The sequence below is a fragment of the Neisseria meningitidis genome (assembly GCF_022869645.1).
GTDB lineage: Bacteria > Pseudomonadota > Gammaproteobacteria > Burkholderiales > Neisseriaceae > Neisseria > Neisseria meningitidis.
In genome coordinates, this window is sequence record NZ_CP064367.1 from 2,102,439 (window position 1) to 2,128,252 (window position 25,814).

Consider the following 25,814-nt stretch of genomic DNA (forward strand, 5'->3'; position numbering starts at 1 on the left):
GGAATCCAGTCCGTTCAGTTTCGGTCGTTTCCGATAAATTCCTGCTGCTTTTCATTTCTAGATTCCCACTTTCGTGGGAATGACGGCGGAAGGGTTTTGGTTTTTTCCGATAAATTCTTGAGGCATTGAAATTCTAGATTCCCGCCTGCGCGGGAATGACGATTCATAAGTTTCCCGAAATTCCAACATAACCGAAACCTGACAGTAACCGTAGCAACTGAACCGTCATTCCCACCACTTTTCGTCATTCCCGCGAAAGCGGGAATCTAGAATCTCGGACTTTCAGATAATCTTTGAATATTGCTGTTGTTCTAAGGTCTAGATTCCCGCCTGCGCGGGAATGACGAATCCATCCGCACGGAAACCTGCACCGCGTCATTCCCACGAACCCACATCCCGTCATTACCACGAAAGCGGGAATCTAGGACGCAGGGTTAAGAAAACCTACATCCCGTCATTCCTCAAAAACAGAAAACCAAAATCAGAAACCTAAAATCCCGTCATTCCCGCAAAAGCGGGAATCCAGTCCGTTCAGTTTCGGTCATTTCCGATAAATTCCTGTTGCTTTTCATTTCTAGATTCCCACTTTCGTGGGAATGACGGCGGAAGGGTTTTGGTTTTTTCCGATAAATTCTTGAGGCATTGAAATTCCAAATTCCCGCCTGCGCGGGAATGACGAATCCATCCGCACGGAAACCTGCACCACGTCATTCCCACGAACCCACATCCCGTCATTCCCGCAAAAGCGGGAATCCAGTCCGTTCAGTTTCGGTCATTTCCGATAAATTCCTGCTGCTTTTCATTTCTAGATTCCCACTTTCGTGGGAATGACGGCGGAAAGGTTTTGGTTTTTTCCGATAAATTCTTGAGGCATTGAAATTCTAGATTCCCGCCTGCGCGGGAATGACGATTCATAAGTTTCCCGAAATTCCAACATAACCGAAACCTGACAGTAACCGTAGCAACTGAACCGTCATTCCCACCACTTTTCGTCATTCCCGCGAAAGCGGGAATCCAGAATCTCGGACTTTCAGATAATCTTTGAATATTGCTGTTGTTCTAAGGTCTAGATTCCCGCCTGCGCGGGAATGACGAATCCATCCGCACGGAAACCTGCACCGCGTCATTCCCACGAACCCACATCCCGTCATTACCACGAAAGCGGGAATCTAGGACGCAGGGTTAAGAAAACCTGCATCCCGTCATTCCTCAAAAACAGAAAACCAAAATCAGAAACCTAAAATCCCGTCATTCCCGCGAAAGAGGGAATCCAGTCCGTTCAGTTTCGGTCATTTCCGATAAATTCCTGTTGCTTTTCATTTCTAGATTCCCACTTTCGTGGGAATGACGGCGGAAGGGTTTTGGTTTTTTCCGATAAATTCTTGAGGCATTGAAATTCCAGATTCCCGCCTACGCGGGAATGACGGCTGCAGATGCCCGACGGTCTTTATAGCGGATTAACAAAAATCAGGACAAGACGACGAAGCCGCAGACAGTACAAATAGTACGGAACCGATTCACTTGGTGCTTCAGCACCTTAGAGAATCGTTCTCTTTGAGCTAAGGCGAGGCAACGCCGTACTTGTTTTTGTTAATCCACTATAAAGTGCCGCGTGTGTTTTTTTATGGCGTTTTAAAAAGCCGAGACTGCATCCGGGCAGCAGCGCATCGGCCCGCACGAGGTCTGCGCTTGAATTGTGTTGTAGAAACACAACGTTTTTTGAAAAATAAGCTATTGTTTTATATCAAAATATAATCATTTTTAAAATAAAGGTTGCGGCATTTATCAGATATTTGTTCTGAAAAATGGTTTTTTGCGGGGGGGGTATAATTGATGACATATCGGGTGTTTGCCCGATGTTTTTAGGTTTTTATCAAATTTACAAAAGGAAGCCGATATGCGAAAAAAACTTACCGCCCTCGTATTGTCCGCACTGCCGCTTGCGGCCGTTGCCGATGTCAGCCTGTACGGCGAAATCAAAGCCGGCGTGGAAGGCAGGAACATCCAGCTGCAGTTGACCGAACCGCTCCCAAATATTCAACCTCAGGTTACTAAGCGCAAAAGCCGCATCAGGACGAAAATCAGCGATTTCGGCTCGTTTATCGGCTTTAAGGGGAGTGAGGATTTGGGCGAAGGGCTGAAGGCTGTTTGGCAGCTTGAGCAAGACGTATCCGTTGCCGGCGGCGGCGCGTCCCAGTGGGGCAACAGGGAATCCTTTATCGGCTTGGCAGGCGAATTCGGCACGCTGCGCGCCGGTCGCGTTGCAAATCAGTTTGACGATGCCAGCCAAGCCATTGATCCTTGGGACAGCAATAATGATGTGGCTTCGCAATTGGGTATTTTCAAACGCCACGACGATATGTCGGTTTCCGTACGCTACGATTCCCCCGAATTTTCCGGTTTTAGCGGCAGCGTCCAATTCGTTCCGGCCCAAAACAGCAAGTCCGCCTATACGCCGGCTCATTTTGTTCAGAATAAGCAAAATCAGCGGCCTACTCTCGTTCCGGCTGTTGTCGGCAAGCCGGGGTCGGATGTGTATTATGCCGGTCTGAATTACAAAAATGGCGGTTTTGCCGGGAACTATGCCTTTAAATACGCGAAACACGCCAATGTGGGCCGTGATGCTTTTGAGTTGTTCTTGATCGGCAGCGCGACGAGTGATGAAGCCAAAGGTACCGATCCCTTGAAAAACCATCAGGTACACCGCCTGACGGGCGGCTATGAGGAAGGCGGCTTGAATCTCGCCTTGGCGGCCCAGTTGGATTTGTCTGAAAATGGCGACAAAGCCAAAACCAAAAACAGTACGACCGAAATTGCCGCGACTGCTTCCTACCGCTTCGGTAATGCAGTTCCACGCATCAGCTATGCCCATGGTTTCGACTTGATCGAACGCGGTAAAAAAGGCGAAAATACCAGCTACGATCAAATCATCGCCGGCGTTGATTATGATTTTTCCAAACGCACTTCCGCCATCGTGTCTGGCGCTTGGCTGAAACGCAATACCGGCATCGGCAACTACACTCAAATTAATGCCGCCTCCGTCGGTTTGCGCCACAAATTCTAAATATCGGGGCGGTGAAGCGGATAGCTTTGTTTTTGACGGCTTGCATTCATTCTTCGATTGCAATCTGACTGCCAATCTGCTTCAGCCCCAAACAAAAATCCGGATACGGAAGAAAAACGGCAATTAAAGACAGCAAATACCGTCTGAAAGATTTTCAGACGGTATTTCGCATTTTCGGTTTGGTTTGCACATATAGTGGGGGACTGTTAGTTTTTGCACAAGGAACAAATAGAGTAAAAAAAACGCTGAAATCTCGGAAAGACGTGGATTTCGGCGTTTTTTTGCATCCGGAAAAGTTACGCCAGCTTTTTCACGAAACCGCGCCGGAATGCGCGGTTTTCTGTTTAAAGCTGACGAGATTAGGGAATTTTTAAAACTGTTTTAAGAGGTTTTTAAAATGGATTTAATCAATACTCCGGCCATACCACTCAACCTGTGTTGCCGCTTTGACGAACTGAGCATCCCCGATTACAGTATAGTGGATTAACAAAAACCAGTACGGCGTTGCCTCGCCTTAGCTCAAAGAGAACGATTCTCTAAGGTGCTGAAGCACCGAGTGAATCGGTTCCGTACTATTTGTACTGTCTTCGGCTTCGTCGCCTTGTCCTGATTTTTGTTAATCCACTATACTTTATGCCGCTACCGCAACTGGCTGGCGAAAGACGACACCCTGTCCGAACTGTTGGAACTGATCAACCGCCAACTGACCGAAAAAGGTTTAAAAATAGAGAAAGCATCCGCCGCCGTCGTTGATGCCACCATTATCCAGACCGCCGGCAGCAAACAGCGTCAGGCTATAGAAGTCGATAACAAAGGACAAGTCAGCGGCCAAACCACACCGAGTAAGGACAGCGATGCCCGTTGGATCAAGAAAAACGGCCTCTACAAACTCGGTTACAAACAACATACCCGTACCGATGCGGAAGGCTATATCGAGAAACTGCACATCACCCCGCCAATGCCCATGAGTGCAAACACCTGTCGCCGTTGTTGGAAGGGATAGCTGAAGGTACGACCGTCTATGCCGACAAAGGCTACGACAGTGCGGAAAACCGGCAACATCTGGAAGAACATCAGTTGCAGGACGGCATTATGCGCAAAGCCTGCCGCAACCGTCCGCTGTCGGAAACGCAAACCAAACGCAACCAGTATTTATCGAAGACCCGTTATAGTGGATTAAATTTAAATCAGGACAAGGCGACGAAGCCGCAGACAGTACAAATAGTACGGCAAGGCGAGGCAACGCCGTACTGGTTTAAATTTAATCCACTATATGTGGTCGAACAGAGCTTCGGTACGCTGCACCGTAAATTCCGCTACGCTCGGGCAGCCTATTTCGGGCTGATTAAAGTGAGTGCGCAAAGCCATCTGAAGGCGATGTGTTTGAACCTGTTGAAAGCGGCCAACAGGCTAAGTGCGCCTGTTGCCGCCTAAAAGGCGGCCCGGATGCCTGATTATCGGGTATCCGGGGATTAAGGGGGTATTTGGGTAGAATTAGGGAGTGATTGGTAGCGAAAACAGCTGAAAACCTGTGTTTGGGTTTCGGCTGTCGGGAGGGAAAGGAATGTTGCAAAGGTCTCTTTTCGTCATTCCCGCCACTTTTCGTCATTCCCGCGAACGCGGGAATCTAGAATCTCGGACTTTCAGATAATCTTTGAATATTGCTGTTGTTCTAAGGTCTAGATTCCCGCGTTCGCGGGAATGACGGTTCAGTTGCTACGGTTATTGTCAGGTTTTGGTTATGTTGGAATTTCGGGAAACTTATGAATTGAGACCTTTGCAAAAATAGTCTGTTAACGAAATTTGACGCATAAAAATGCGCCAAAAAATTTTCAATTGCCTAAAACCTTCCTAATATTGAGCAAAAAGTAGGAAAAATCAGAAAAGTTTTGCATTTTGAAAATGAGATTGAGCATAAAATTTTAGTAACCTATGTTATTGCAAAGGTCTCGAATTGTCATTCCCACGCAGGCGGGAATCTAGTCTGTTCGGTTTCAGTTATTTCCGATAAATTCCTGCTGCTTTTTATTTCTAGATTCCCACTTTCGTGGGAATGACGAAAAGTTGCGGGAATGACGGTTCGGGCATTCCTTAAATCACCCGTGTATCGCTGTAAATCTTAGAGATGACGGAATATAGCGGATTAACAAAAACCAGTACGGCGTTGTCGCGCCTTAGCTCAAAGAGAACGATTCTCTCAGGTGCTGAAGCACCGAGTGAATCGGTTCCGTACTATTCGTACTGTCTGCGGCTTCGTCGCCTTGTCCTGATTTTTGTTAATCCACTATATTTGCTTGCGGCAAGATGAAAACGGTGCGGGATGTTTTGGGAAACCAATGCCGTCTGAAGGGCTTTCAGACGGCATTTTTTGCGCCGTGCTGTTTAACGCGCCAGCGGTTCGGTGCGTTTGATCAGCCACGCTTTTGCCGCGCCTTCGGTCAGCGGCTCGAGGCGGCGGCGGACTTCGGCGTGGTAGCGGTTGACCCAGTCGATTTCGCCGTCGGTCATGAGGGCGGTGTCCATCAGGCGGGTGTCGATGGGGCAGAGGGTCAGGGTTTCAAAACAGAGGAAGCTGCCGAATTCGGTTTCTTGAGGGGCGGCGACGGCTTGGTTGGCGGCAAGGTTTTCAATGCGGATGCCCCATTTTCCCGGGCGGTAGAGTCCGGGTTCGATGGAGGTAACCATGCCTTTTTTCATGGCGGTTTCGGGCGTGGCGGGGGCGGCGAAGGCGATGCGCTGCGGGCCTTCGTGGACGTTGAGGAAATAGCCTACGCCGTGTCCGGTGCCGTGGCCGTAGTCGCATTGCGCCTGCCACAGGGGTTTGCGGCAAATCGCATCAATCAGCGGCGAGGGGATGTTTTCGGGGAACACGGCTTCGGCAAGCGCGATATGGGCTTTGAGAACGAGGGTGTTGTCGCGTTTTTGTTCGGCGGTGGGTGTGCCGACAGGGACGACGCGGGTGATGTCGGTCGTGCCGCCTTTGTATTGCGCGCCGGAGTCGATGAGCAAAAGCCCGTTGCCGCTGATGGTGCTGTGGCTTTCGGGCGTTGCGCTGTAATGCGGCAGTGCGCCGTTGGCGTTGAAGCCTGCGATGGTGTCGAAACTCAATGAAATGAAGCCTGGGCGCACGCTGCGGTGGCGATAAAGCATGGTGTCCACGTCGATTTCGGTCAGGCTGCCGCCGTTGCCGATGATGTCTTCAAACTCGGCGAAGAAACCGCACAACGCCGCGCCGTCGTGTTCCATCGCTTCGCGGATGCGGGCGATGTCGGCTTCGGATTTGCAGGATTTGAACAGCGTGGACGGGTTGATTCCCTCGATAAGGCGCACGCTTTCGGGCAGGCGCACAAGCGTGCTGACGGCGGTTTTGTTCGGTTCGATAAGCAACGCGCCGCCGATTTGCGCGAGTTTGTCGGCAACTTGGGCGTAAGGCTCGACCGTGATGCCTGCGGTTTGCAGCGCGGCGGCGGCTTCGGCATTCAGACGGCATCGGTCGGTAAACAGGACGGCGTTGTCTTTGCCAATCAATAGATAGGACACGAAAACGGGATTGAAAGGCACGTCGCTGCCGCGCAGGTTGGTCAGCCAGGCGATGTCGTCGAGCGAGGAAACCAAGTGGTAATCCGCGCCTTTTTCCGCCATCACGGCGCGCACGCGGGCGAGTTTTTCGGCGGCGGTTTCGGAGACGTAGGCGGGGTCGTGGACGAACACGGTTTCGGCAGGAATGGCCGGGCGGCTTGTCCACACTTGGTCAAGCAGGCCGTCGGGGTGTTCGATGCGGATGTTTTTGGCGGCGAGCGATTGCGCTAAAGTGCGTTTGCCGGTGAGCGAGACCATATCGGAAAGGATGCCGACGGCGGCGTTTTCGGGCAGGTTTGCCGCGAGCCATTCGTTATACGGCGGCACTTGCCCGCTTTTTTGCAGTTCGATGCCGCTGCCCGCAAGCTGCTTGGCGGCTTGTTCCCAATAGCGGCTGTCCACCCATACGCCCGCTTCGTCGGCGGTAACGACGAATGTGCCGACCGAGCCGGTAAAGCCCGACAATTCGCGCCGCGCCTGCCAATGTTCGGGCAGGTATTCGGACAGGTGGGGGTCGGCGGAAGGGATGACGAGTGCATCCAAGCCTTGCGCCTTCATGGCTTCGCGCAATGCGGACAGGTAATTCGATACGGTATTCATAACAGTTCCTCCAATCGGGTTTTGCGGCTTCAGACGGCATGGACGGAAATCTGAAATGCCGTCTGAAAAACATAACCATCTTATCAAATCGCCAGCCTGCTGCAAAACGGACGGGCTGATCGGATGGTGCGTGTTTGCGCGAAAAAAGCGATGTAAGGTTGTTTGTTGTAAAATTTTAGGCATAAGATATCGTTTTATGCCTTTTTTTGGAAGTAATATGGAAAATATAGTCAAGTTTGAGCATGAAGTTCTAATAGTGTGTGTTGGCAGGTATTTGGATTACGTTACAATACGCGCTTTCATCAAAATTTCCCTACCGAGCGGTATCCTGTTTTTGAAGACGGTAGGATTTGGGTTTGTTTGGGGGAATCCCGCCCAAATTGGAGCAATAGATAGGGCTGTGTCCGAATATGCGGCTCTGTGTGTTGAAACACGGTTAAAAATACGGAAGACTTTATGTCCGAACAACATATTTCGACTTGGAAAAGTAAAATCAACGCATTGGGACCGGGGATTATGATGGCTTCGGCGGCGGTCGGCGGTTCGCACCTGATTGCCTCGACGCAGGCGGGCGCGCTTTACGGCTGGCAGATCGCGCTCATCATCATCCTGACCAACCTCTTCAAATACCCGTTTTTCCGCTTCAGCGCGCATTACACGCTGGACACGGGCAAGAGCCTGATTGAAGGTTATGCCGAGAAAAGCCGCGTTTATTTGTGGGTATTCCTGATTTTGTGCATCCTCTCCGCCACGATTAACGCGGGCGCGGTCGCCATTGTAACCGCCGCCATCGTCAAAATGGCGATTCCCTCGCTGATGTTTGATGCCGGCACGGTTGCCGCCTTGATTATGGCATCCTGCCTGATTATTTTGGTGAGCGGACGTTACCGCGCTTTGGATCGCGTTTCCAAAATCATCATCGTTACTTTGAGTATCGCCACGCTTGCCGCCGCCGGCATCGCTATGTCGCGCGGTATGCAGATGCAGTCCGATTTTATCGAGCCGACACCGTGGACGCTTGCCGGTTTGGGCTTCCTGATCGCGCTGATGGGCTGGATGCCCGCGCCGATTGAAATTTCCGCCATCAATTCTTTGTGGGTAACCGAAAAACAACGCATCAATCCTTCCGAATACCGCGACGGGATTTTTGATTTCAACGTCGGTTATATCGCCAGTGCGGTTTTGGCTTTGGTTTTCCTTGCACTGGGCGCGTTTGTGCAATACGGCAACGGCGAAGCAGTGCAGATGGCGGGCGGCAAATATATCGGGCAATTGATCAATATGTACGCCGTTACCATCGGCGGCTGGTCGCGCCCGCTGGTGGCGTTTATCGCGTTTGCCTGTATGTACGGCACGACGATTACCGTTGTGGACGGCTATGCCCGTGCCATTGCCGAACCCGTGCGCCTGCTGCGCGGAAAAGACAAAACGGGCAACGCCGAATTCTTTGCCTGGAATATTTGGGTGGCGGGCAGCGGTTTGGCGGTGATTTTCTGGTTTGACGGCGTAATGGCGAATCTGCTCAAATTTGCGATGATTGCCGCTTTTGTGTCCGCCCCTGTGTTTGCCTGGCTGAATTACCGTTTGGTCAAAGGTGATGAAAAACACAAACTCACATCAGGTATGAATGCCCTTGCATTGGCAGGCTTGATTTATCTGACCGGTTTTACCGTTTTGTTCTTATTGAATTTGGCGGGAATGTTCAAATGATAACGATGCCGTCTGAAACCGCAAACCGCTTTCAGACGGCATTGCCGCGTTTATGGAAAAAAATGCCGACATCGCGTAAAATACGCGCAAATTTTGTGATTCGGTCAGGTCGTCTGAAACAGATTGCGCCTGATTTATTTTTTCGGAAAACCCTATGAGCGAACAAAACCATCCGCAAACCGAGCCGCAGTTGGACGAAAACCAAATCATCGCCCTGCGCCGCGAAAAACTGCACAACATCCGCCAACAGCGCAACGCCTATCCCAACGACTTCAAACGCGACAGCTTCGCCGCCGATTTGCACGCCCAATACGGCGAAATCGGCAAAGAAGAACTCGATCCGCAAGGCATTCCCGTCAAAGTGGCCGGCCGCATGATGCTGAAGCGTCAAATGGGCAAGGCGAGCTTTGCCACCATTCAAGACGTGTCCGGGCAAATCCAGCTTTATCTGAACAACAAAGGCGTGAGCCAAGAAGTTTTGGACGACTTCAACCATTGGGATTTGGGCGACATCGTCGGCGCGGAAGGCACTTTGTTCAAAACCAACCACGGCGAACTGACCGTACGCGTGTCCGGCATCCGCCTGCTGTCCAAATCCCTGCGCCCTCTGCCGGACAAACATAAAGGCTTGAGCGATCAGGAAACCAAATACCGTCAACGCTACGTCGATTTGATTGCCAACGAAGAATCGCGCAATACCTTCATCAAACGCAGCCAAATCATCCAATCCGTGCGTAATTTTATGGTGGGCGAGCATTATCTCGAAGTCGAAACCCCGATGATGCACCCGATTCCCGGCGGCGCGACGGCAAAACCCTTCGTTACCCATCACAATGCCTTAGATATTCCGCTTTATTTGCGAATCGCCCCCGAGCTGTATCTGAAACGCCTGGTTGTCGGTGGTTTGGAACGCGTGTTTGAAATCAACCGCAGCTTCCGCAACGAAGGCATGTCCGTGCGCCACAACCCCGAATTCACCATGATCGAATTCTACGAAGCCTTCTCCGACTACGAACGCATGATGCAGATGGCGGAAGACATCATCCGCAACGCATCGCACACGGTAAACGGCACGGCAAACATCACTTACAACGGCAAAGAAGTCGATTTGGAAAGCCCGTTTGAACGCCTGACCATTCTCGAAGCCATCAAAAAATACAATCCGCACTACACCGACGAGCAGTTGAACGATGCGGAATGGCTGAAAAAAGAAATCGTCAAACACGGCGAAAGCCTGCCGCCGTCCCCGGGCATCGGCAGCCTGCAACTCGCGCTGTTTGAAGGTTGCGCCGAGGGCAAGCTGTGGAATCCGACCTTCATCGTCGATTACCCGGTCGAAGTTTCCCCGTTGGCGCGCGCTTCGGATACCAAACAAGGTCTGACCGAACGTTTCGAATTGTTCGTTGTCGGGCGCGAACTGGCAAACGGCTATTCCGAGTTGAACGACCCCGAAGACCAAGCCGAACGCTTCAAAGCGCAAGTGGCGCAAAAAGACGCGGGCGACGACGAAGCGATGCACTACGATGCCGACTACATCCGCGCGATGGAGTTCGGTCTGCCGCCGACCGGCGGTTGCGGTATCGGCATCGACCGCTTGGTAATGTTGCTGACCGATTCGCAAACCATCCGTGACGTGATTCTGTTCCCGCAGATGCGCCCCGAGTAATCATAAAAACAGTTGAAATGGCAATGCCGTCTGAACCCGATTGGATTCAGACGGCATTTTGTATGGCAGGATTGATAGTGAATTAACAAAAATCAGGACAAGGCGGCGAGCCGCAGACGGTACAAATAGTACGGAACCAATTCACTTGGTGCTTCAGCACCTTAGAGAATCGTTCTCTTTGAGCTAAGGCGAGCCAACGCTGTACCGGTTTAAATTTAATTCACTATATTCGGTTTCCAACTGACCGACCCATTCTGACAAGGCCGACAGGCGTTGTTCGGATTTCGCCACGAACGGGTTTTCGGTATCCCACGCGTAGCCTGCCAAAATCGAAGAAAGCATACGGCTGATTTCCGGGCTGCGGTCGGGCGCGTACACGACGTTTTGGAAGCGGAAATCGTACCAACCGTCCACACATCAGGGGCGGTAATCCGAATCAACACGCCTTCTTGCCTGTGCGGCGGACATAAACCGTTTTTTGACCTCCAGCACCACACCTAAAATCACGCTGCCTTCGGGCAGGTCGAGGGCTTCAGACGGCCTGCCCGTCTGATAAATCAGCATCCTGCCCGCAATATCGATAACAAGGTGCGCGACGACCAGCCGCTTGTCGGACAGTTCAATCAGTACGATGTCTTCGTCCGCAGGGCGCATACGCGGCTCGACCACCAGCAAATCCCCCTTTTCGATAACCGGCGACATGGACGTGTCGGGCATGGCAACGGCAAACGTATATTGTGAAGGGGCGACCACCGAAGCAAACAGGTCGAAACTGCCCGTGAGTTTGCCTGTACGGGCGAAAGCCGCCGCCTGACGGTCTGACAACAAAGGACGGGGTGTGAGCCTCATCGACAGTGCTTTGCCGTCGGCATCGCTGTGGTTGTGCGTATGCGTATGATGGTTGTTGATGGTCGTATCGCCTTGGACATCGTTAAGGATTATGCTGTTTGAACCTGCCACGGATTTGGTCATCTCATTGTAGGCTTGCGTCGTGATGCGCTCTTGCTTGGTCATACCTGTTACAGCCTGTTTCAGCATTTCTAACGCTATGTGATTCTTCCTAAGGGTCGCTATACCGGCTTTTGCAGCTTGCTCATTACCACAAGAGGGGCAACCCCAGCTACTTCCTATGAACATATTGGAGTACCTCGAACAGGTTTGGTTTCCATGTTTAGGGCAGTTGATTACACACGGCTTGGCTGTACCCTCAAACTCGACCAACTTAATGCCACGATGACCGAAACGTTCCTCAACCTCAGCAGCAGCTTCTTCAAATGTTTTTGACCTTCTTGCCATATTGACCTCCGGATTATTGATTATTTTGGCTATGCTTTAACGAGGGATTGGAATGAGGTAAAGCTGTTGCCCTCTCCCCGCAATAGTTCCATTAGGCGCGGATGAATGAATAGTTTGTCCCTGCCAATGGCGATTTCTTGCAGCACACCTATGTCTGAAAGCTCTTTCAGGTACTTAGAGGCCGTCTGCCGTTTGGCTATCCCTGCCGCTTCTAGGTTGGCAATGCGTGTATATGGCTGCTCAAACAGAAGATTTACCAGTTCGTGCGTGTAGATTCCTTGTGCGTGTGTCCGTATGTGTTGACGTGTCTGCTCGAACAGGCGGCGTATCGCATCTATTTTCGATACCGTCCAATCGGCGGTGTCGGCTACGCCGTCTAAGATGTAGATTATCCAGCTTTCCCAATCCTGCCGTTCGGTTACGCCTAAAAGCAGGCGGTAATAGTCCGCCCTGTTTTCGATGATGTAGCGGCTCAAATACAAAATAGGCAAATCCAAAAGCCCTTTTTCAATCAATAGCAGGCTGTTCAATATGCGCCCCGTCCGCCCGTTGCCGTCCGTAAACGGATGGATGGCTTCAAATTGGTAATGTGCCGCCGCCATGATGATAAGCGGGTCTAAATCGCCGCTTTCGTGAATAAACCGCTCCCAATTTGCCAGCTTGCCGCGTATGGTTTCTTCTCCTTCGGGCGGGGTATAGACAACATTTCCGCTGTTGCCTCCTTTTAGGGCTGTGCCGCCTGTTTTGCGGATGGCCATTTCGTAGGGGTGCTTGATGGCGTTGCAGACCATGATGGCGGTTTGTGTGCATAAAGGGCGGCTCGTCAGTGATTCATAGCCTGCAAACAGGGCGGTGCGGTATTGCAGGGCTTCTTTCGTGGCAGGGTCTTGCCGTTCCGTATCCATTTGCAGGGATTGAAACAGCTTATCCGTTGTGGTTACGATGTTTTCAATTTCCGAACTTGCACGGGCTTCCATAACAGGAAGGGTGTTAATCAGCATGGCTTGATTCGGTATCAGTTCTGCCGCCTGCTTTAAACGGGCAAGGGATGCACGGGCGGCTATACAACGTTTCAGGATGGTTTTGCTTTCAATATCCTGTTTTGGCGGCAGGGGTGGTAAATCGTTATAGGGAATATCGGGTTTCCAGTTGCTCATATTTAAAATTTCAAAAAATTTAAAGATGTTTCCAGTATATGTTTACGCCGTGTATATATCAAGGATATATGTTTAAAAATTTGGCTTTTGTAAATATATGGGCGGTAAAACCGCATTATTTTATGCTGTTACCTATTTTACACCTTGTCTGCACACGATTTCCAAACAACCTAAAAAGAAACCTGCCGAAAGACAGGTTTAAAGAGGTCATTTTAAATGTGAACTAAAGCTTACACCCTCGTAGGGTATCGTGTATATCAGACGTACTTAATATACACTATTAGTGGATTAAATTTAAACCAGTACGGCGTTGCCTCGCCTTAGCTCAAAGAGAACGATTCTCTAAGGTGCTGAAGCACCAAGTGAATCGGTTCCGTACTATTTGTACTGTCTGCGGCTCGCCGCCTTGTCCTAATTTTTGTTAATCCACTATATTGTACAGGCGGCAAATGCCGTCTGAAACTGTTTGCGGAAGAAATTTATCCGGTGCGGGCGGTTGCGCCCAATGCGTCAGTCCAGTTTGAAAAATGCCGTCTGAAACGGGAAATGTTCAGACGGCATTTGATTTTCAGGGCTATTTTACGCCGTAACGCGGTTGGAGCAGGGCGCACGTCCGGTGTTCCCGGCGGCTTCGGCGGCTGCGTCCGGCAATTTTTCCGCAAGCCGCGCCCGCATCGTTTGCCGCATTTTCCGGCCGGGTGTTTTTTTCGCGTTGCGCTTTGGCGGATTCGTAGCGGTTGCGTTGTCTTGGTTCGCGCATTTCGGGTTTTTCCGGTTTTGCGCCGCCCTGTTCCCACCATTGCGGCTCGAAGCCCTCGATGCGCTCGATGAGCAGCTTGTTGCCGGTCAGCTCTTTAATGGATTCAAACATTTTCTGTTCGGATTCGTCCATCAGGGAAATCGCCACGCCGTCCGCGCCCGCGCGCCCCGTGCGCCCGATGCGGTGGACGTAGTCTTCGGGCTGGGCGGGCATTTCGTAATTGATGACGAAGGGCAGTTCGGCAATATCCAGCCCCCGCGCGGCGATATCGGTGGCGACGAGGACGCGCAGGTTGCCGTCTTTGAAGGCGTTGAGTGTTTCGAGCCGGCTTTGTTGGGAACGGTCGCCGTGTATCGCCTGTGCGGACAGGTTGCGGCGCACCAGTTCGCGCGTTACGCGGTCGACGCTTTGTTTGGTTTTGCAGAACACGATGACCTGGTTCATATGCAAATCGACAATCAGCCGTTCGAGCAGGTTGCGCTTCTGAATGGTATCGACGGCGATGATGTGCTGCTCGACGTTGGCGTTGGTGGTGTTTTGCGCGGCGACTTCGACGGTTTCGGGCGCGTTCATGAAGTCTTGCGCCAGTTTGCGTATCGGGGCGGAGAAGGTGGCGGAAAAGAGCAGGGTTTGGCGTTGGCGGGGCAGCATCTGCATGATTTTGCGGATGTCGTCGATAAAACCCATATCCAGCATACGGTCGGCTTCGTCCAAAACGACGATTTCGACTTTGTTCAAATGGATGTTTTTCTGTTTCACGTGGTCGAGCAGCCGTCCGACGGTGGCGACGACGATTTCGCAGCCGGCACGCAGGTCGGCGGTCTGTTTGTCCATATTCATACCGCCGAACAAGACGGTGTGGCGCAGCGGCAGGTTTTTGATGTAGCCCTGCACGTTTTGGTCGATTTGGTCGGCAAGTTCGCGCGTGGGGGTGAGGACGAGCATACGCACGGGGTGCATCGCGGGCGAGGTGCTGGCGGTGGCGTAACGTTTGAGGCGTTCCAGACTGGGCAGCATAAAGGCGGCGGTTTTGCCTGTGCCGGTTTGCGCGGCGGCTAGCAAATCATGACCGGCGAGTGCTTTGGGAATGGCGGCGGCTTGGATGGGTGTCGGGTTTTCGTAACCTTGCGCGGTCAGTGCGGAAACGAGTTCCGTACCCAAACCTAAAGAGGAAAATGGATTACTCATAATTGTAGTCTTTCTTTCAGACCTTATGTCGTCTGAAACGGGAAACCGATAGGACGGGGAAATATAGTGGATTAACAAAAATCAGGACAAGGCGGCGAGCCGCAGACAGTACAAATAGCACGAAACCGATTCACTTGGTGCTTCAGCACCTTAGAGAATCGTTCTCTTTGAGCTAAGGCGAGGCAACGCCGTACTGGTTTTTGTTAATCCACTATAAACTGCCCGCCTGTGAGTGGCGGGGCAGGGAATCTGTGTGCGGATTATGCCATAAAACGGTGTCCGACCCAATCGCGGGCGCGTCCGGAGATTGGAAATCCTGCTTAAAAAATGTACAATGGCGTACTTTTTTGAAACGCGGATCCATTATGCACATCGGCGGCTATTTTATCGACAACCCCATCGCACTTGCGCCGATGGCGGGCATTACCGACAAACCGTTCCGCCGACTTTGCCGAGATTTTGGCGCAGGTTGGGCGGTGTGCGAAATGCTGACCAGCGACCCGACGCTCAGAAATACTAGAAAAACCTTGCACCGCAGCGATTTTGCCGATGAAGGCGGCATTGTTGCCGTGCAGATTGCCGGAAGCGATCCGCAGCAGATGGCGGATGCCGCGCGTTACAACGTCAGCCTTGGGGCGCAGCTTATCGACATCAACATGGGCTGTCCCGCTAAAAAAGTCTGCAATGTCCAAGCCGGTAGCGCGCTGATGCAGAACGAGCCGCTGGTTGCCGCCATTTTGGAGGCGGTGGTCAAAGCGGCGGGCGTACCCGTTACCCTCAAAACCCGTTTGGGTTGGCACGACGACCATCAAAACCTGCCCGTCATCGCCAAAATCGCCGAAGATTGCGGCATTGCCGCCCTTGCCGTCCACGGACGCACGCGCACGCAAATGTACAAAGGCGAAGCGGCTTACGACCTGATTGCCGAAACCAAATGCCGTCTGAACATCCCGGTCTGGGTCAACGGCGACATTACCTCGCCGCAAAAAGCCCAAGCCGTCCTCAAACAAACCGCCGCAGACGGCATTATGATAGGGCGCGGCGCGCAAGGCAGACCGTGGTTCTTCCGCGATTTGAAACATTACGCCGAACACGGTGTTTTACCGCCTGCCTTGAGTTTGGCAGAATGTACCGCCACTATTTTGAACCACATCCGAGCCATGCACGCGTTTTACGGCGACACCGCCGGTGTGCGCATCGCACGCAAACACATAGGCTGGTACATCGACGAAATGCCCGACGGCGAACAGACACGTCGTGAAATCAACCGCTTGGACAGTGCGGCGGCGCAATACGACATGTTTGCAGGTTATCTTGAAAGACTTGCCGAAAAAACCGACAGTTGGGCGTGCGCCTACCGCCCAAATGCCTTCTGAACACTTGATTATCCTTTGAAAGTGCAATCATGCCCCATACCCTTCCCGATATTTCTCAATGCATCAGACAAAATTTAGAACAATATTTCAAAGACCTGAACGGTACCGAACCTTGCGGCGTGTACGATATGGTATTGCATCAGGTGGAAAAGCCGCTGCTGGTGTGCGTGATGGAGCAATGCGGCGGTAATCAGTCCAAAGCCTCCGTCATGTTGGGGCTGAACCGCAATACCCTGCGTAAGAAGCTGATTCAACACGGTTTGTTGTGAATATGTCGGCAACCGTCCGTATCTTAGGCATCGACCCGGGCAGCCGCGTAACGGGTTTCGGTGTCATCGATGTCAGGGGGCGCGATCATTTTTACGTCGCCTCCGGTTGCATCAAAACGCCTGCCGATGCGCCTCTGGCAGACAGGATTGCCGTGATTGTGCGGCATATCGGCGAAGTCGTTACTGTTTACAAGCCTCAACAGGCGGCAGTGGAACAGGTGTTCGTCAACGTCAACCCTGCATCGACGCTGATGCTCGGTCAGGCTAGGGGCGCGGCATTGGCGGCATTGGTCAGCCATAAGCTGCCCGTTTCGGAATACACGGCCTTGCAGGTCAAACAGGCGGTAGTCGGCAAGGGTAAGGCGGCAAAAGAACAGGTGCAGCATATGGTGGTGCAGATGTTGGGACTTTCGGGAACGCCCCAGCCGGATGCCGCCGACGGTTTGGCGGTGGCGCTGACCCACGCCTTACGTAACCACGGGCTTGCCGCCAAACTCAATCCTTCGGGGATGCAGGTCAAGCGCGGCAGGTTTCAATAGTTTCAGACGGCATTTGTATTTTGCCACCTGAAAAGAAAATGTGTATCGAGATGAAATTTATATTTTTTGTACTGTATGTTTTGCAGTTTCTGCCGTTTGCGCTGCTGCACAAACTTGCTGATCTGACAGGCTTGCTCGCCTACCTTTTGGTCAAACCCCGCCGCCGTATCGGCGAAATCAATTTGGCAAAATGCTTTCCCGAGTGGGACGGAAAAAAGCGTAAAACCGTGTTGAAACAGCATTTCAAACATATGGCGAAACTGATGTTGGAATACGGTTTATATTGGTACGCGCCCGCCGGGCGTTTGAAATCACTGGTGCGCTACCGCAACAAACATTATTTGGACGACGCTCTGGCGGCAGGGGAAAAAGTCATCATCCTGTATCCGCACTTCACCGCGTTCGAGATGGCGGTGTACGCGCTCAATCAGGATGTTCCGCTGATCAGTATGTATTCCCACCAAAAAAACAAGATATTGGACGAACAGATTTTGAAAGGCCGCAACCGCTATCACAACGTTTTCCTTATCGGGCGCACCGAAGGGCTGCGCGCCCTCGTCAAACAGTTCCGCAAAAGCAGCGCGCCGTTTCTGTATCTGCCCGATCAGGATTTCGGACGCAACGATTCGGTTTTTGTCGATTTCTTCGGTATTCGGACGGCAACGATTACCGGCTTGAGCCGCATTGCCGCGCTTGCAAATGCAAAAGTGATACCCGCCATCCCTGTCCGCGAGGCGGACAATACGGTTACATTGCATTTCTACCCTGCTTGGGAATCCTTTCCGAGTGAAGATGCGCAGGCCGACGCGCAGCGCATGAACCGTTTTATCGAGGAACGCGTGCGCGAACATCCCGAGCAGTATTTTTGGCTGCACAAGCGTTTCAAAACCCGTCCGGAAGGCAGCCCCGATTTTTACTGACTACGTAAAATTACAAAACATATCAGGCGTTTCGAGTCGAAACTCCTGATTGTTTTTTTAAATGCGAAATGGTAGATTATATGAACAGATTTCATTTGATAATCGCTGCTATTTAAGTATCTCAAAAACAATATTTTTAAGACTTGGTCGGAAAATTCGAAGCAGGTTTTGGAAGAAATACCGCAAACCCATGAATATCTGCAGACAATCTAGTTAATATATTAAAATTAATTTTCTTTAAAAACATAGCGTTATAAATAAATATTTAATATATGCTTTTCATATTTCCTTTAATATTTGACATTTTATGCTTAAATTTAAATATAAATCAAAATTAAATTTATATTTATTAAAATATTTAAAATAAAAATTCATATATTTAATATTTTCAGCAATTTTATAAAATTAATGTTTTGACATTTATATTGTAAAAAATGCTTGGCAAAGCGTAGAAAATGGCGTACATTTCGCTACATGGAATTACACGACAGGCAGGAAATGCCGTCTGAAAGGATTTTCCGGTCAATCTTGCGATTGGTCGGGGTTTCATCGGAAACGGTGAAACAAAAGTTTGCCGGCGTAGAGTTGAGCTATGCGGGCAAAGCCGCAGGCGAAAGCCTGTATTGTTTGTGAAGCGTAAATCTCTGATTTGAGGTATTGGGGCAATCCTGTGGGGGGTTGCCTCTTTTTTTATCCGCCTTTTAATGACACAATAGGCGCAAGTCTGTTTTAAATACAAGGTGCTGTCATGACCACGATTTTGGCTTTCGATATTGAAACCGTACCCGATGTGCAGTGTATCCGTACGCTGTATGACTTGCCGTCCTCGCTGCCCGACGATGAAGTGGTGCTGTTTGCCCAGCAAAAACGCCGTGCTCAGACGGGTGGGGATTTTATGCAGCATCATCTTCATCAGATTGTGGCGATTTCGTGCTGCATGCGTTGGGGGCAGGATAAAGTCCATGTCGGTACAATCGGCGAGATGGATGACGGCGAGGAAGTGGTTATCGCCAAATTTTTCGAGTTGATTGAAAAACATACGCCGCAACTGGTCAGTTGGAACGGCGGCGGTTTCGACCTGCCGGTTCTGCATTACCGTTCGCTGCTACACGGCATCAACGCCGCGCGCTATTGGGATATGGGCGACGGCGATTTCGGCGACAGCCGCGATTTCAAGTGGAACAACTACATCAGCCGCTACCACCAACGTCATTGCGATTTGATGGATTTGCTCGCGCTTTACCAGCCGAGGGCGAATGTGCCGTTGGACGATATGGCGAAACTGTGCGGTTTTCCGGGCAAGCTGGGTATGGACGGCAGCAAGGTGTGGGAGGCGTTCCACGCGGGCAGGCTGAAGGAAATCCGCAATTATTGCGAAACTGATGCGGTAAATACCTATCTGATGTATCTGCGTTTCTGTCTGGTCAGCGGCAGATTCGACGCAGACGAATACGAAATGGAAATCAAGCGGATCAGAAACTATCTCTCCGCCCAAACAGAAGACAAACCGCATTGGGCAGAATTTGTCCAAGCGTGGAAATAAAGATTGAAATTAAAACCGGTTGTTTGACGGTGCGTCCGCACTGATGTTTCGGTTTCATACGGCATATCGGTGCAGGGTTTGCCCATGCCGTCTGAAGCCTTTTCCAGTCAAACAAAATAACATTGAAAGAAAAAAATGAGCAAAACCGTGCATTATCTCAAAGACTATCAAACGCCCGCCTACCATATTCTCAAAACCGATTTACATTTTGATATTAACGAACCGCAAACCATTGTGAAGTCGCGTTTGACGGTCGAGCCGAAGAGGGTGGGAGAGCCGCTGGTGTTGGACGGTTCGGCGAAACTCTTGTCCGTCAAAATCAACGGCGTGGCGGCGGATTATGTGTTGGAAGGCGAGACGCTGACGATTGCGGACGTGCCGTCCGAACGCTTCACCGTCGAAGTGGAAACCGAAATCCTGCCGGCGGAAAACAAATCGCTGATGGGGCTGTATGCGTCCGCCGGTAACCTGTTTACCCAGTGCGAGCCGGAGGGCTTCCGCAAAATCACGTTCTATATCGACCGTCCGGATGTCATGTCCAAGTTCACGACCACCATCGTCGCGGACAAAAAACGCTATCCCGTTTTGCTCTCCAACGGCAACAAAATCGACGGCGGCGAGTATTCAGACGGCCGCCATTGGGTGAAATGGGAAGACCCGTTTGCCAAACCGAGTTATCTGTTTGCTTTGGTCGCGGGCGATTTGGCGGTCACGGAAGACTATTTCACCACCATGAGCGGCAGAAACGTCAAAATCGAGTTTTACACCACCGAAGCGGACAAGCCCAAGGTCGGCTTTGCCGTGGAATCGCTGAAAAACGCAATGAAGTGGGACGAAACGCGCTTCGGTTTGGAATACGACTTGGATATTTTCATGGTCGTCGCCGTGGGCGATTTCAATATGGGTGCGATGGAAAACAAGGGTTTGAACATCTTTAACACCAAGTTCGTCCTTGCCGACAGCCGTACCGCCACCGATACCGATTTTGAAGGCATCGAATCCGTGGTCGGACACGAATATTTCCACAACTGGACGGGCAACCGCGTGACCTGCCGCGACTGGTTCCAGCTTTCGCTGAAGGAAGGGTTGACCGTGTTCCGCGACCAAGAATTTTCCGGCGACCGCGCCAGCCGCGCCGTGCGCCGTATCGAAAACATCCGCCTGCTGCGCCAGCACCAGTTCCCCGAAGACGCAGGTCCGACCGCACATCCGGTGCGCCCCGCCCGATATGAGGAGATGAACAATTTCTACACCATGACCGTTTATGAAAAAGGCGCGGAAGTGGTGCGGATGTATCACACCTTGCTCGGCGAAGAGGGCTTCCAAAAAGGTATGAAGCTCTATTTCCAACGCCACGACGGACAGGCTGTTACCTGCGACGATTTCCGCGCGGCGATGGTGGACGCGAACGGCATCAACCTCGACCAATTCGCCTTGTGGTACAGCCAAGCAGGTACGCCGGTTTTAGATGCTCAAGGGCGTCTGAAAAACAATGTGTTCGAGTTAACCATCAAACAAACCGTGCCGCCCACGCCCGATATGGCGGACAAACAGCCGATGATGATTCCCGTCAAAATCGGGCTGCTGAACTGCAACGGCGAAGCGGTGGCATTTGATTATCAGGGCAAACGCGCGACCGAAGCCGTGTTGCTGCTGACCGAAGCCGAACAGACCTTCCAGTTCGAAAGCGTAACCGAAGCCGTCGTTCCCTCGCTGCTGCGCGGGTTCAGCGCGCCGGTGCATCTGAACTATCCGTACAGCGACGACGACCTGCTGCTTCTGCTCGCCCATGACAGCGACGCCTTCACGCGCTGGGAAGCCGCACAAACGCTCTACCGCCGTGCCGTCGCCGCCAACCTTGCCGCGCTTTCAGACGGCGTCGAGTTGCCGAAACACGAAAAACTGCTTGCCGCCGTCGAAAAAGTCATTTCAGACGACCTCTTAGACAACGCTTTCAAAGCCCTGCTTTTGGGTGTGCCGTCTGAAGCCGAGCTGTGGGACGGCGCGGAAAACATCGACCCGCTGCGCTACCATCAGGCGCGCGAAGCCTTGTTGGATATACTTGCCGTCCGCTTTCTGCCGAAATGGCACGAATTGAACCGTCAGGCGGCGAAGCAGGAAAACCAAAGCTACGAGTACAGCCCCGAAGCCGCCGGTTGGCGCACGCTGCGCAATGTCTGCCGCGCCTTCGTCCTGCGCGCCGATCCCGCGCACATCGAAACCGTTGCCGAGAAATACGCCGAAATGGCGCAAAACATGACCCACGAATGGGGCATCCTGTCCGCCGTCAACGGCAACGAAAGCGATACGCGCAACCGCCTGCTGGCGCAGTTTGCCGACAAGTTTTCAGACGACGCGCTGGTGATGGACAAATATTTCGCCCTCGTCGGCTCAAGCCGCCGCAGCGACACCCTGCAACAGGTTCAAACCGCCTTGCAGCATCCGAAGTTCAGCCTCGAAAATCCCAACAAAGCCCGCTCGCTCATCGGCAGCTTCAGCCGCAACGTCCCGCATTTCCACGCAGAAGACGGCAGCGGCTACCGCTTCATCGCCGACAAAGTCATCGAAATCGACCGCTTTAACCCGCAGGTCGCCGCCCGCCTGGTGCAGGCGTTCAACCTCTGCAACAAGCTCGAGCCGCACCGCAAAAACTTGGTGAAACAAGCATTGCAGCGCATTCGGGCGCAGGAAGGATTGTCGAAAGACGTGGGCGAAATCGTCGGCAAAATTTTGGATTGAGGCCGTCAAACAGAAAAACAATGCCGTCTGATATAGTTACACACACGTTTTATCATCACTTCCCCATCGTTTTATTACGCAATGGCAAAACGGCCGCAAAGTCATATTAATTATAGTGGATTAACAAAAATCAGGACAAGGCGACAAAGCCGCAGACAGTACAGATAGTACGGTAAGGCGAGGCAACGCTGTACTGGTTTTTGTGAATCCACTATATTGCTAGAAGTGCACCGATTAAGGTTAATTAAAATACGACCCTTATCCCAATATTAAGAAAAACAGCAATCAAAATAAACTTGATTGCTGTTTTTCAGTTTAAGCCATGAATGTAATTAGGCTCCTTATGCAGATGGCGTTACCAATAACGGCTGCTGTACGGATTGTATATTGGCATCCACATTTCCTCCTGTCGCAGCAGTATTAGAACCGAACACAGACATAGACTGTACCAAATTATTGCCAGCATTAATATACTTGGCAAAATCTGGATTACTGATAGCTGCATCATCAAAGACAAATGTATCTACACGATGGTTTTCACCATAGAAAAATCCGGAAATACGTACGTTGTCTTGTTCAGAAGCGCTAAGCACCAAATCACTTCCGGAACGGATAAAATGAACATCTGCTGCTTTAAATCCTTTAAAGTGCATAGTGTCAGAGTTTTTATCCACATGGTAATTATAGACCGTATCCTGACCGAAGCCTTTGCCGAAGACATAAGTATCCGAACCGCTGCCGCCCTCCAAGTAATCATTACCGGCACCGCCGATCAGAGTGTCGTTACCGTCTTCGCCGTTCAAATGATCATTGCCTTCGCCACCATTCAGTGCATCGTTACCATTATAGCCGTACAGGGCGTCGTTGCCTTCTCCTCCATTGAGCGTATCATTGCCATTGCCACTGTAGATACTGTCGTTGCCTGCATCACCATTCAGCAGGTCATCCCCGTCGGCACCGTACAGATAGTCATCGCCCAATCCGCCATTTAAGGTATTTCCGGATTGGTAGGCATACAATCTGTCCGAACCGTCGGTGGATTGCTGTACCAGTTCTTTGACAGTGGCAACATCCAGTACTTTGCCGTTATCGAAATGAATCTCATCGATACGGTAAGCACCTGAGCCATCGTTCTGGAAATAGGACTGAACAGTCACTTGTCCACTGTCGTCTTTTGCCTTGATAAGAAGATGGTTGCCCTCTCGGGTAAAAGTCAGCATATCGGCTGTAATACCGTCGGTAAAGCGGATGATGTCTTTGCGTCCGGTAGCGTAGTCGTAATTATAGACCGTATCCTGACCGAAGCCTTTGCCGAAGACATAAGTATCCGAACCGCTGCCGCCCTCCAAGTAATCATTACCGGCACCGCCGATTAGAGTGTCGTTACCGTCATTACCATATAAAGAAACATTTTTATTATGACCAAAGCCTACATTTTGCAGGATATCATCTGCTTGCGTACCCGATGTTTTAGCTAATAATGCAACGGTCTCCTGACCCAACACTTTCTGGTAATCTTCAAATTTACCTGCTTTTTTTGCCTCCTCCACATAATCGGCCATTAGTCTTCGACCTTCATACCAAGAACGAAGTTCGCCATATGCAAGCATCTCGGCCAAATCCACAAAAGCTTTTTGCGGATTAGTTTCTTTGACATGGTTAAATGCTTGAACAAGACCACTAAAATCCAAAGTGAACGTATCATTTTCCATTTTGAAACTGATTTGATTCAAATATGGCTGCAAACGGGTTTGGAACAACAGGTTTTGGTAGATGTTTTTGGCGAGATGGTCGTATGTATCGTTGGTTACTTTGACGATATTAAGCGCGTCTTCTTCGCTCATGTAATAAAGCGTGCTGGAATCCTGCCCCGTGTAGGCATCAAGCACGGCAATGCGGTCGCGGGCGGCGTCAATAGCTGCTTTAGCTTTATCAGAAAGGGAAACTAAAGCGTTCTTTTTTAGTTGTGCTACTTGGGATGGTGTCAGTGCAATACCTTCATTAGCCGTTTGCGTCCAATCGGTTGAAAGTCGCATTGGCGATTTTTTGCCCCAGTTCGAATCGGTTTCCGCCCATTTGTGAATCAAATTATCTAACAATGCCAACTGTGCTTCTTTAGTTTCGGCGGCAGAATAAGCTTTCAGCATATTGGCCAAATCACCGGACAATGCGGCAGCTTCGCGCAAATCGCGCAGACGACCAATGCCCGCAAGATTGGCGGCTTTTGCCTGTTCGGCAGTGAGTTCCACTTTGTCTTTGAAGCGGCTGTGCAGATTGTCGGCTGCTAAAAGTAAATCCCCCATTTTTGCGGTTGTACCGTTTGTTTTGGTATAGCTGCCTTGCTGAGCCAAAGTGTTACCGTTACCGAGATTTTTATTTACATCTTTATAGGTGAGATCCAAAGATTGGATACCCAATTCTTCAAGGGTACGCAATTCATTAGCTTGGGAAATGCCGTCCTGGTTGAGATCCTGCCATACACGCAGGGTTTAGAATGCGGCGTCTGCCGCGTTGATGATGTTGTCGCCGTTTGAATCCAATTCGGCCAAAGCCGCGTAGCCGTGTTTGGCAAAAGAACCGTCTGCCAGTTTGGTATTGTCGCCGAAGAGTTCCGCACCGTTGTCGATGATGCCGTTGCCGTTCAAATCGCGGACGAGTAAACCGTCATCGGCAGAAACCCAACCGGTGGCGGTGCGGATGCCTTGGTTGCGGTGGTCGAACAATGCACCTGAAAAGCCTTTGGTGGCAACGGTTTCTATACCGTCACCGTCCAAATCCAGGGCAAGGGGGTCGTAGACATGATATTTGCCACGGCGATAAGAATCGAATATGTTACCCCAAGGTTTCAAGCATTCGTGTCCGTTATCAAACCAGCCGCGCGTAGGATCTGGCTTACCTAACCATTTAAATTGTCGCCTTCCATCTCTTTCGGTAAGAATCCAACAACGGTTTCTGTCCAATTCTTTCCACAGATTCCAGCCGTCGGGCAGCCAGTCGTATACCCAACGAGACCAGTCTTCAAATAGCTCATACCCAAAACCTTTCCAGTTGTCAAAATTATAAAATTCCTCTGTAGATATCGTACCAGTATCTCCTGTGGCAATAGCCGTTGCTGCAATTATATCTCCAGCAATTGCTAATGGAATCCCCCAACTCTGCATATTTCCATTCTTCTCTATTAATGTACTTCCTAACCCTCCCAATGAATATAAATCCGCTAAAATATTTTGAAAACGGTTGATATTAACTTTACCATCTTTATGCTCCTGAATAGCTGAAGATATATTTCCAGAGAGACGGCTTGCAATCACAGAGGCATTTGTTCCGTTTACAATATGCGATGACGTACTACCTGGTGCAATATTACTAGCCAAATTACCAAATGCTAATAATGCACTATAACCAGCT

The 25,814-nt window shown here is 50.9% G+C and carries 15 protein-coding genes and 4 pseudogenes; 12 read left to right on the forward strand and 7 right to left on the reverse strand.

From position 1 onward, the window contains the following. The first annotated feature begins 1,897 nt into the window (after window positions 1-1,897). Both IUJ45_RS10585 and IUJ45_RS10590 read left to right on the forward strand, forming a co-directional pair. Entirely contained in the window at window positions 1,898-3,064 is a 1,167-nt protein-coding gene (locus IUJ45_RS10585) for a porin (protein ID WP_002245347.1), read from the forward strand. 628 nt (window positions 3,065-3,692) lie between these two features. Further along, a pseudogene (locus IUJ45_RS10590) lies at window positions 3,693-4,498 on the forward strand (IS5 family transposase); the annotation flags it as partial. 948 nt (window positions 4,499-5,446) lie between these two features. Here IUJ45_RS10590 and IUJ45_RS10595 read toward each other — a convergent pair. Then, window positions 5,447-7,243, reverse strand: coding sequence for an aminopeptidase P family protein (locus tag IUJ45_RS10595; RefSeq protein ID WP_002246260.1), 1,797 nt, complete (start codon window positions 7,241-7,243; stop codon window positions 5,447-5,449). A 456-nt stretch (window positions 7,244-7,699) separates the two neighbouring features. Here IUJ45_RS10595 and IUJ45_RS10600 point away from each other — a divergent pair, with 456 nt between their 5' ends. From IUJ45_RS10600 to lysS, 3 genes are read left to right on the forward strand one after another with little or no spacing between them, the layout of a single operon-like run. Further along, a complete protein-coding gene (locus IUJ45_RS10600) occupies window positions 7,700-8,953 on the forward strand; it encodes an NRAMP family divalent metal transporter (protein WP_002225119.1) in 1,254 nt (417 codons plus the stop codon). Between the two features lie 5 nt (window positions 8,954-8,958). Continuing rightward, complete coding sequence (locus IUJ45_RS10605) at window positions 8,959-9,111, forward strand: hypothetical protein (RefSeq protein WP_153308328.1); 153 nt, start codon at window positions 8,959-8,961, stop codon at window positions 9,109-9,111. Then, window positions 9,108-10,619: a lysine--tRNA ligase gene (gene lysS, locus IUJ45_RS10610; protein ID WP_002246258.1), complete on the forward strand. Its 1,512-nt coding sequence runs from the start codon at window positions 9,108-9,110 to the stop codon at window positions 10,617-10,619. The genes IUJ45_RS10605 and lysS overlap by 4 nt, the downstream gene beginning before the upstream one ends. A gap of 183 nt (window positions 10,620-10,802) precedes the next feature. On the opposite strand, the pseudogene IUJ45_RS10615 reads toward lysS, so the two are convergent. From IUJ45_RS10615 to IUJ45_RS10635, 4 genes and pseudogenes are all read right to left on the reverse strand, one after another. Beyond that, window positions 10,803-11,033, reverse strand: a pseudogene (locus tag IUJ45_RS10615) (hypothetical protein); the annotation flags it as partial. A 3-nt stretch (window positions 11,034-11,036) separates the two neighbouring features. Beyond that, entirely contained in the window at window positions 11,037-11,915 is an 879-nt protein-coding gene (locus tag IUJ45_RS10620; RefSeq protein WP_002246257.1) for a DUF723 domain-containing protein, read from the reverse strand. 29 nt (window positions 11,916-11,944) lie between these two features. Next, a complete protein-coding gene (fic, locus tag IUJ45_RS10630) occupies window positions 11,945-13,072 on the reverse strand; it encodes a protein adenylyltransferase Fic (protein ID WP_002245104.1) in 1,128 nt (375 codons plus the stop codon). Window positions 13,073-13,646: 574 nt separating this feature from the next. Continuing rightward, window positions 13,647-15,020, reverse strand: coding sequence for a DEAD/DEAH box helicase (locus tag IUJ45_RS10635; protein ID WP_002216952.1), 1,374 nt, complete (start codon window positions 15,018-15,020; stop codon window positions 13,647-13,649). 365 nt (window positions 15,021-15,385) lie between these two features. Here IUJ45_RS10635 and dusB point away from each other — a divergent pair, with 365 nt between their 5' ends. The 7 genes from dusB (at window position 15,386) to pepN (ending at window position 22,406) form a co-directional block, all read left to right on the forward strand. Beyond that, window positions 15,386-16,396 (forward strand): tRNA dihydrouridine synthase DusB, encoded by a 1,011-nt coding sequence (gene dusB, locus IUJ45_RS10640; protein ID WP_002246985.1) that lies wholly within the window; start codon window positions 15,386-15,388, stop codon window positions 16,394-16,396. Window positions 16,397-16,425: 29 nt separating this feature from the next. Further along, window positions 16,426-16,665 (forward strand): Fis family transcriptional regulator, encoded by a 240-nt coding sequence (locus IUJ45_RS10645; protein ID WP_002213092.1) that lies wholly within the window; start codon window positions 16,426-16,428, stop codon window positions 16,663-16,665. Between the two features lie 2 nt (window positions 16,666-16,667). Beyond that, window positions 16,668-17,204, forward strand: coding sequence for a crossover junction endodeoxyribonuclease RuvC (ruvC, locus tag IUJ45_RS10650; protein WP_002245102.1), 537 nt, complete (start codon window positions 16,668-16,670; stop codon window positions 17,202-17,204). Between the two features lie 50 nt (window positions 17,205-17,254). Further along, entirely contained in the window at window positions 17,255-18,124 is an 870-nt protein-coding gene (locus IUJ45_RS10655) for a lipid A biosynthesis lauroyl acyltransferase (protein ID WP_002246253.1), read from the forward strand. A 498-nt stretch (window positions 18,125-18,622) separates the two neighbouring features. After that, entirely contained in the window at window positions 18,623-18,757 is a 135-nt protein-coding gene (locus tag IUJ45_RS11025) for a hypothetical protein (RefSeq protein WP_002230645.1), read from the forward strand. 115 nt (window positions 18,758-18,872) lie between these two features. Further along, on the forward strand, window positions 18,873-19,667 hold the full coding sequence (locus IUJ45_RS10660; protein WP_002246252.1) for a 3'-5' exonuclease: 795 nt from the start codon (window positions 18,873-18,875) through the stop codon (window positions 19,665-19,667). A gap of 135 nt (window positions 19,668-19,802) precedes the next feature. Further along, entirely contained in the window at window positions 19,803-22,406 is a 2,604-nt protein-coding gene (pepN, locus tag IUJ45_RS10665) for an aminopeptidase N (protein WP_002246251.1), read from the forward strand. A gap of 341 nt (window positions 22,407-22,747) precedes the next feature. On the opposite strand, the pseudogene IUJ45_RS10670 reads toward pepN, so the two are convergent. Both IUJ45_RS10670 and IUJ45_RS11265 read right to left on the reverse strand, forming a co-directional pair. After that, window positions 22,748-25,366, reverse strand: a pseudogene (locus IUJ45_RS10670) (calcium-binding protein). Beyond that, window positions 25,355-25,717: pseudogene (locus tag IUJ45_RS11265) on the reverse strand (calcium-binding protein); the annotation flags it as partial. The pseudogenes IUJ45_RS10670 and IUJ45_RS11265, both read right to left, overlap by 12 nt. Window positions 25,718-25,814 lie beyond the last annotated feature (97 nt).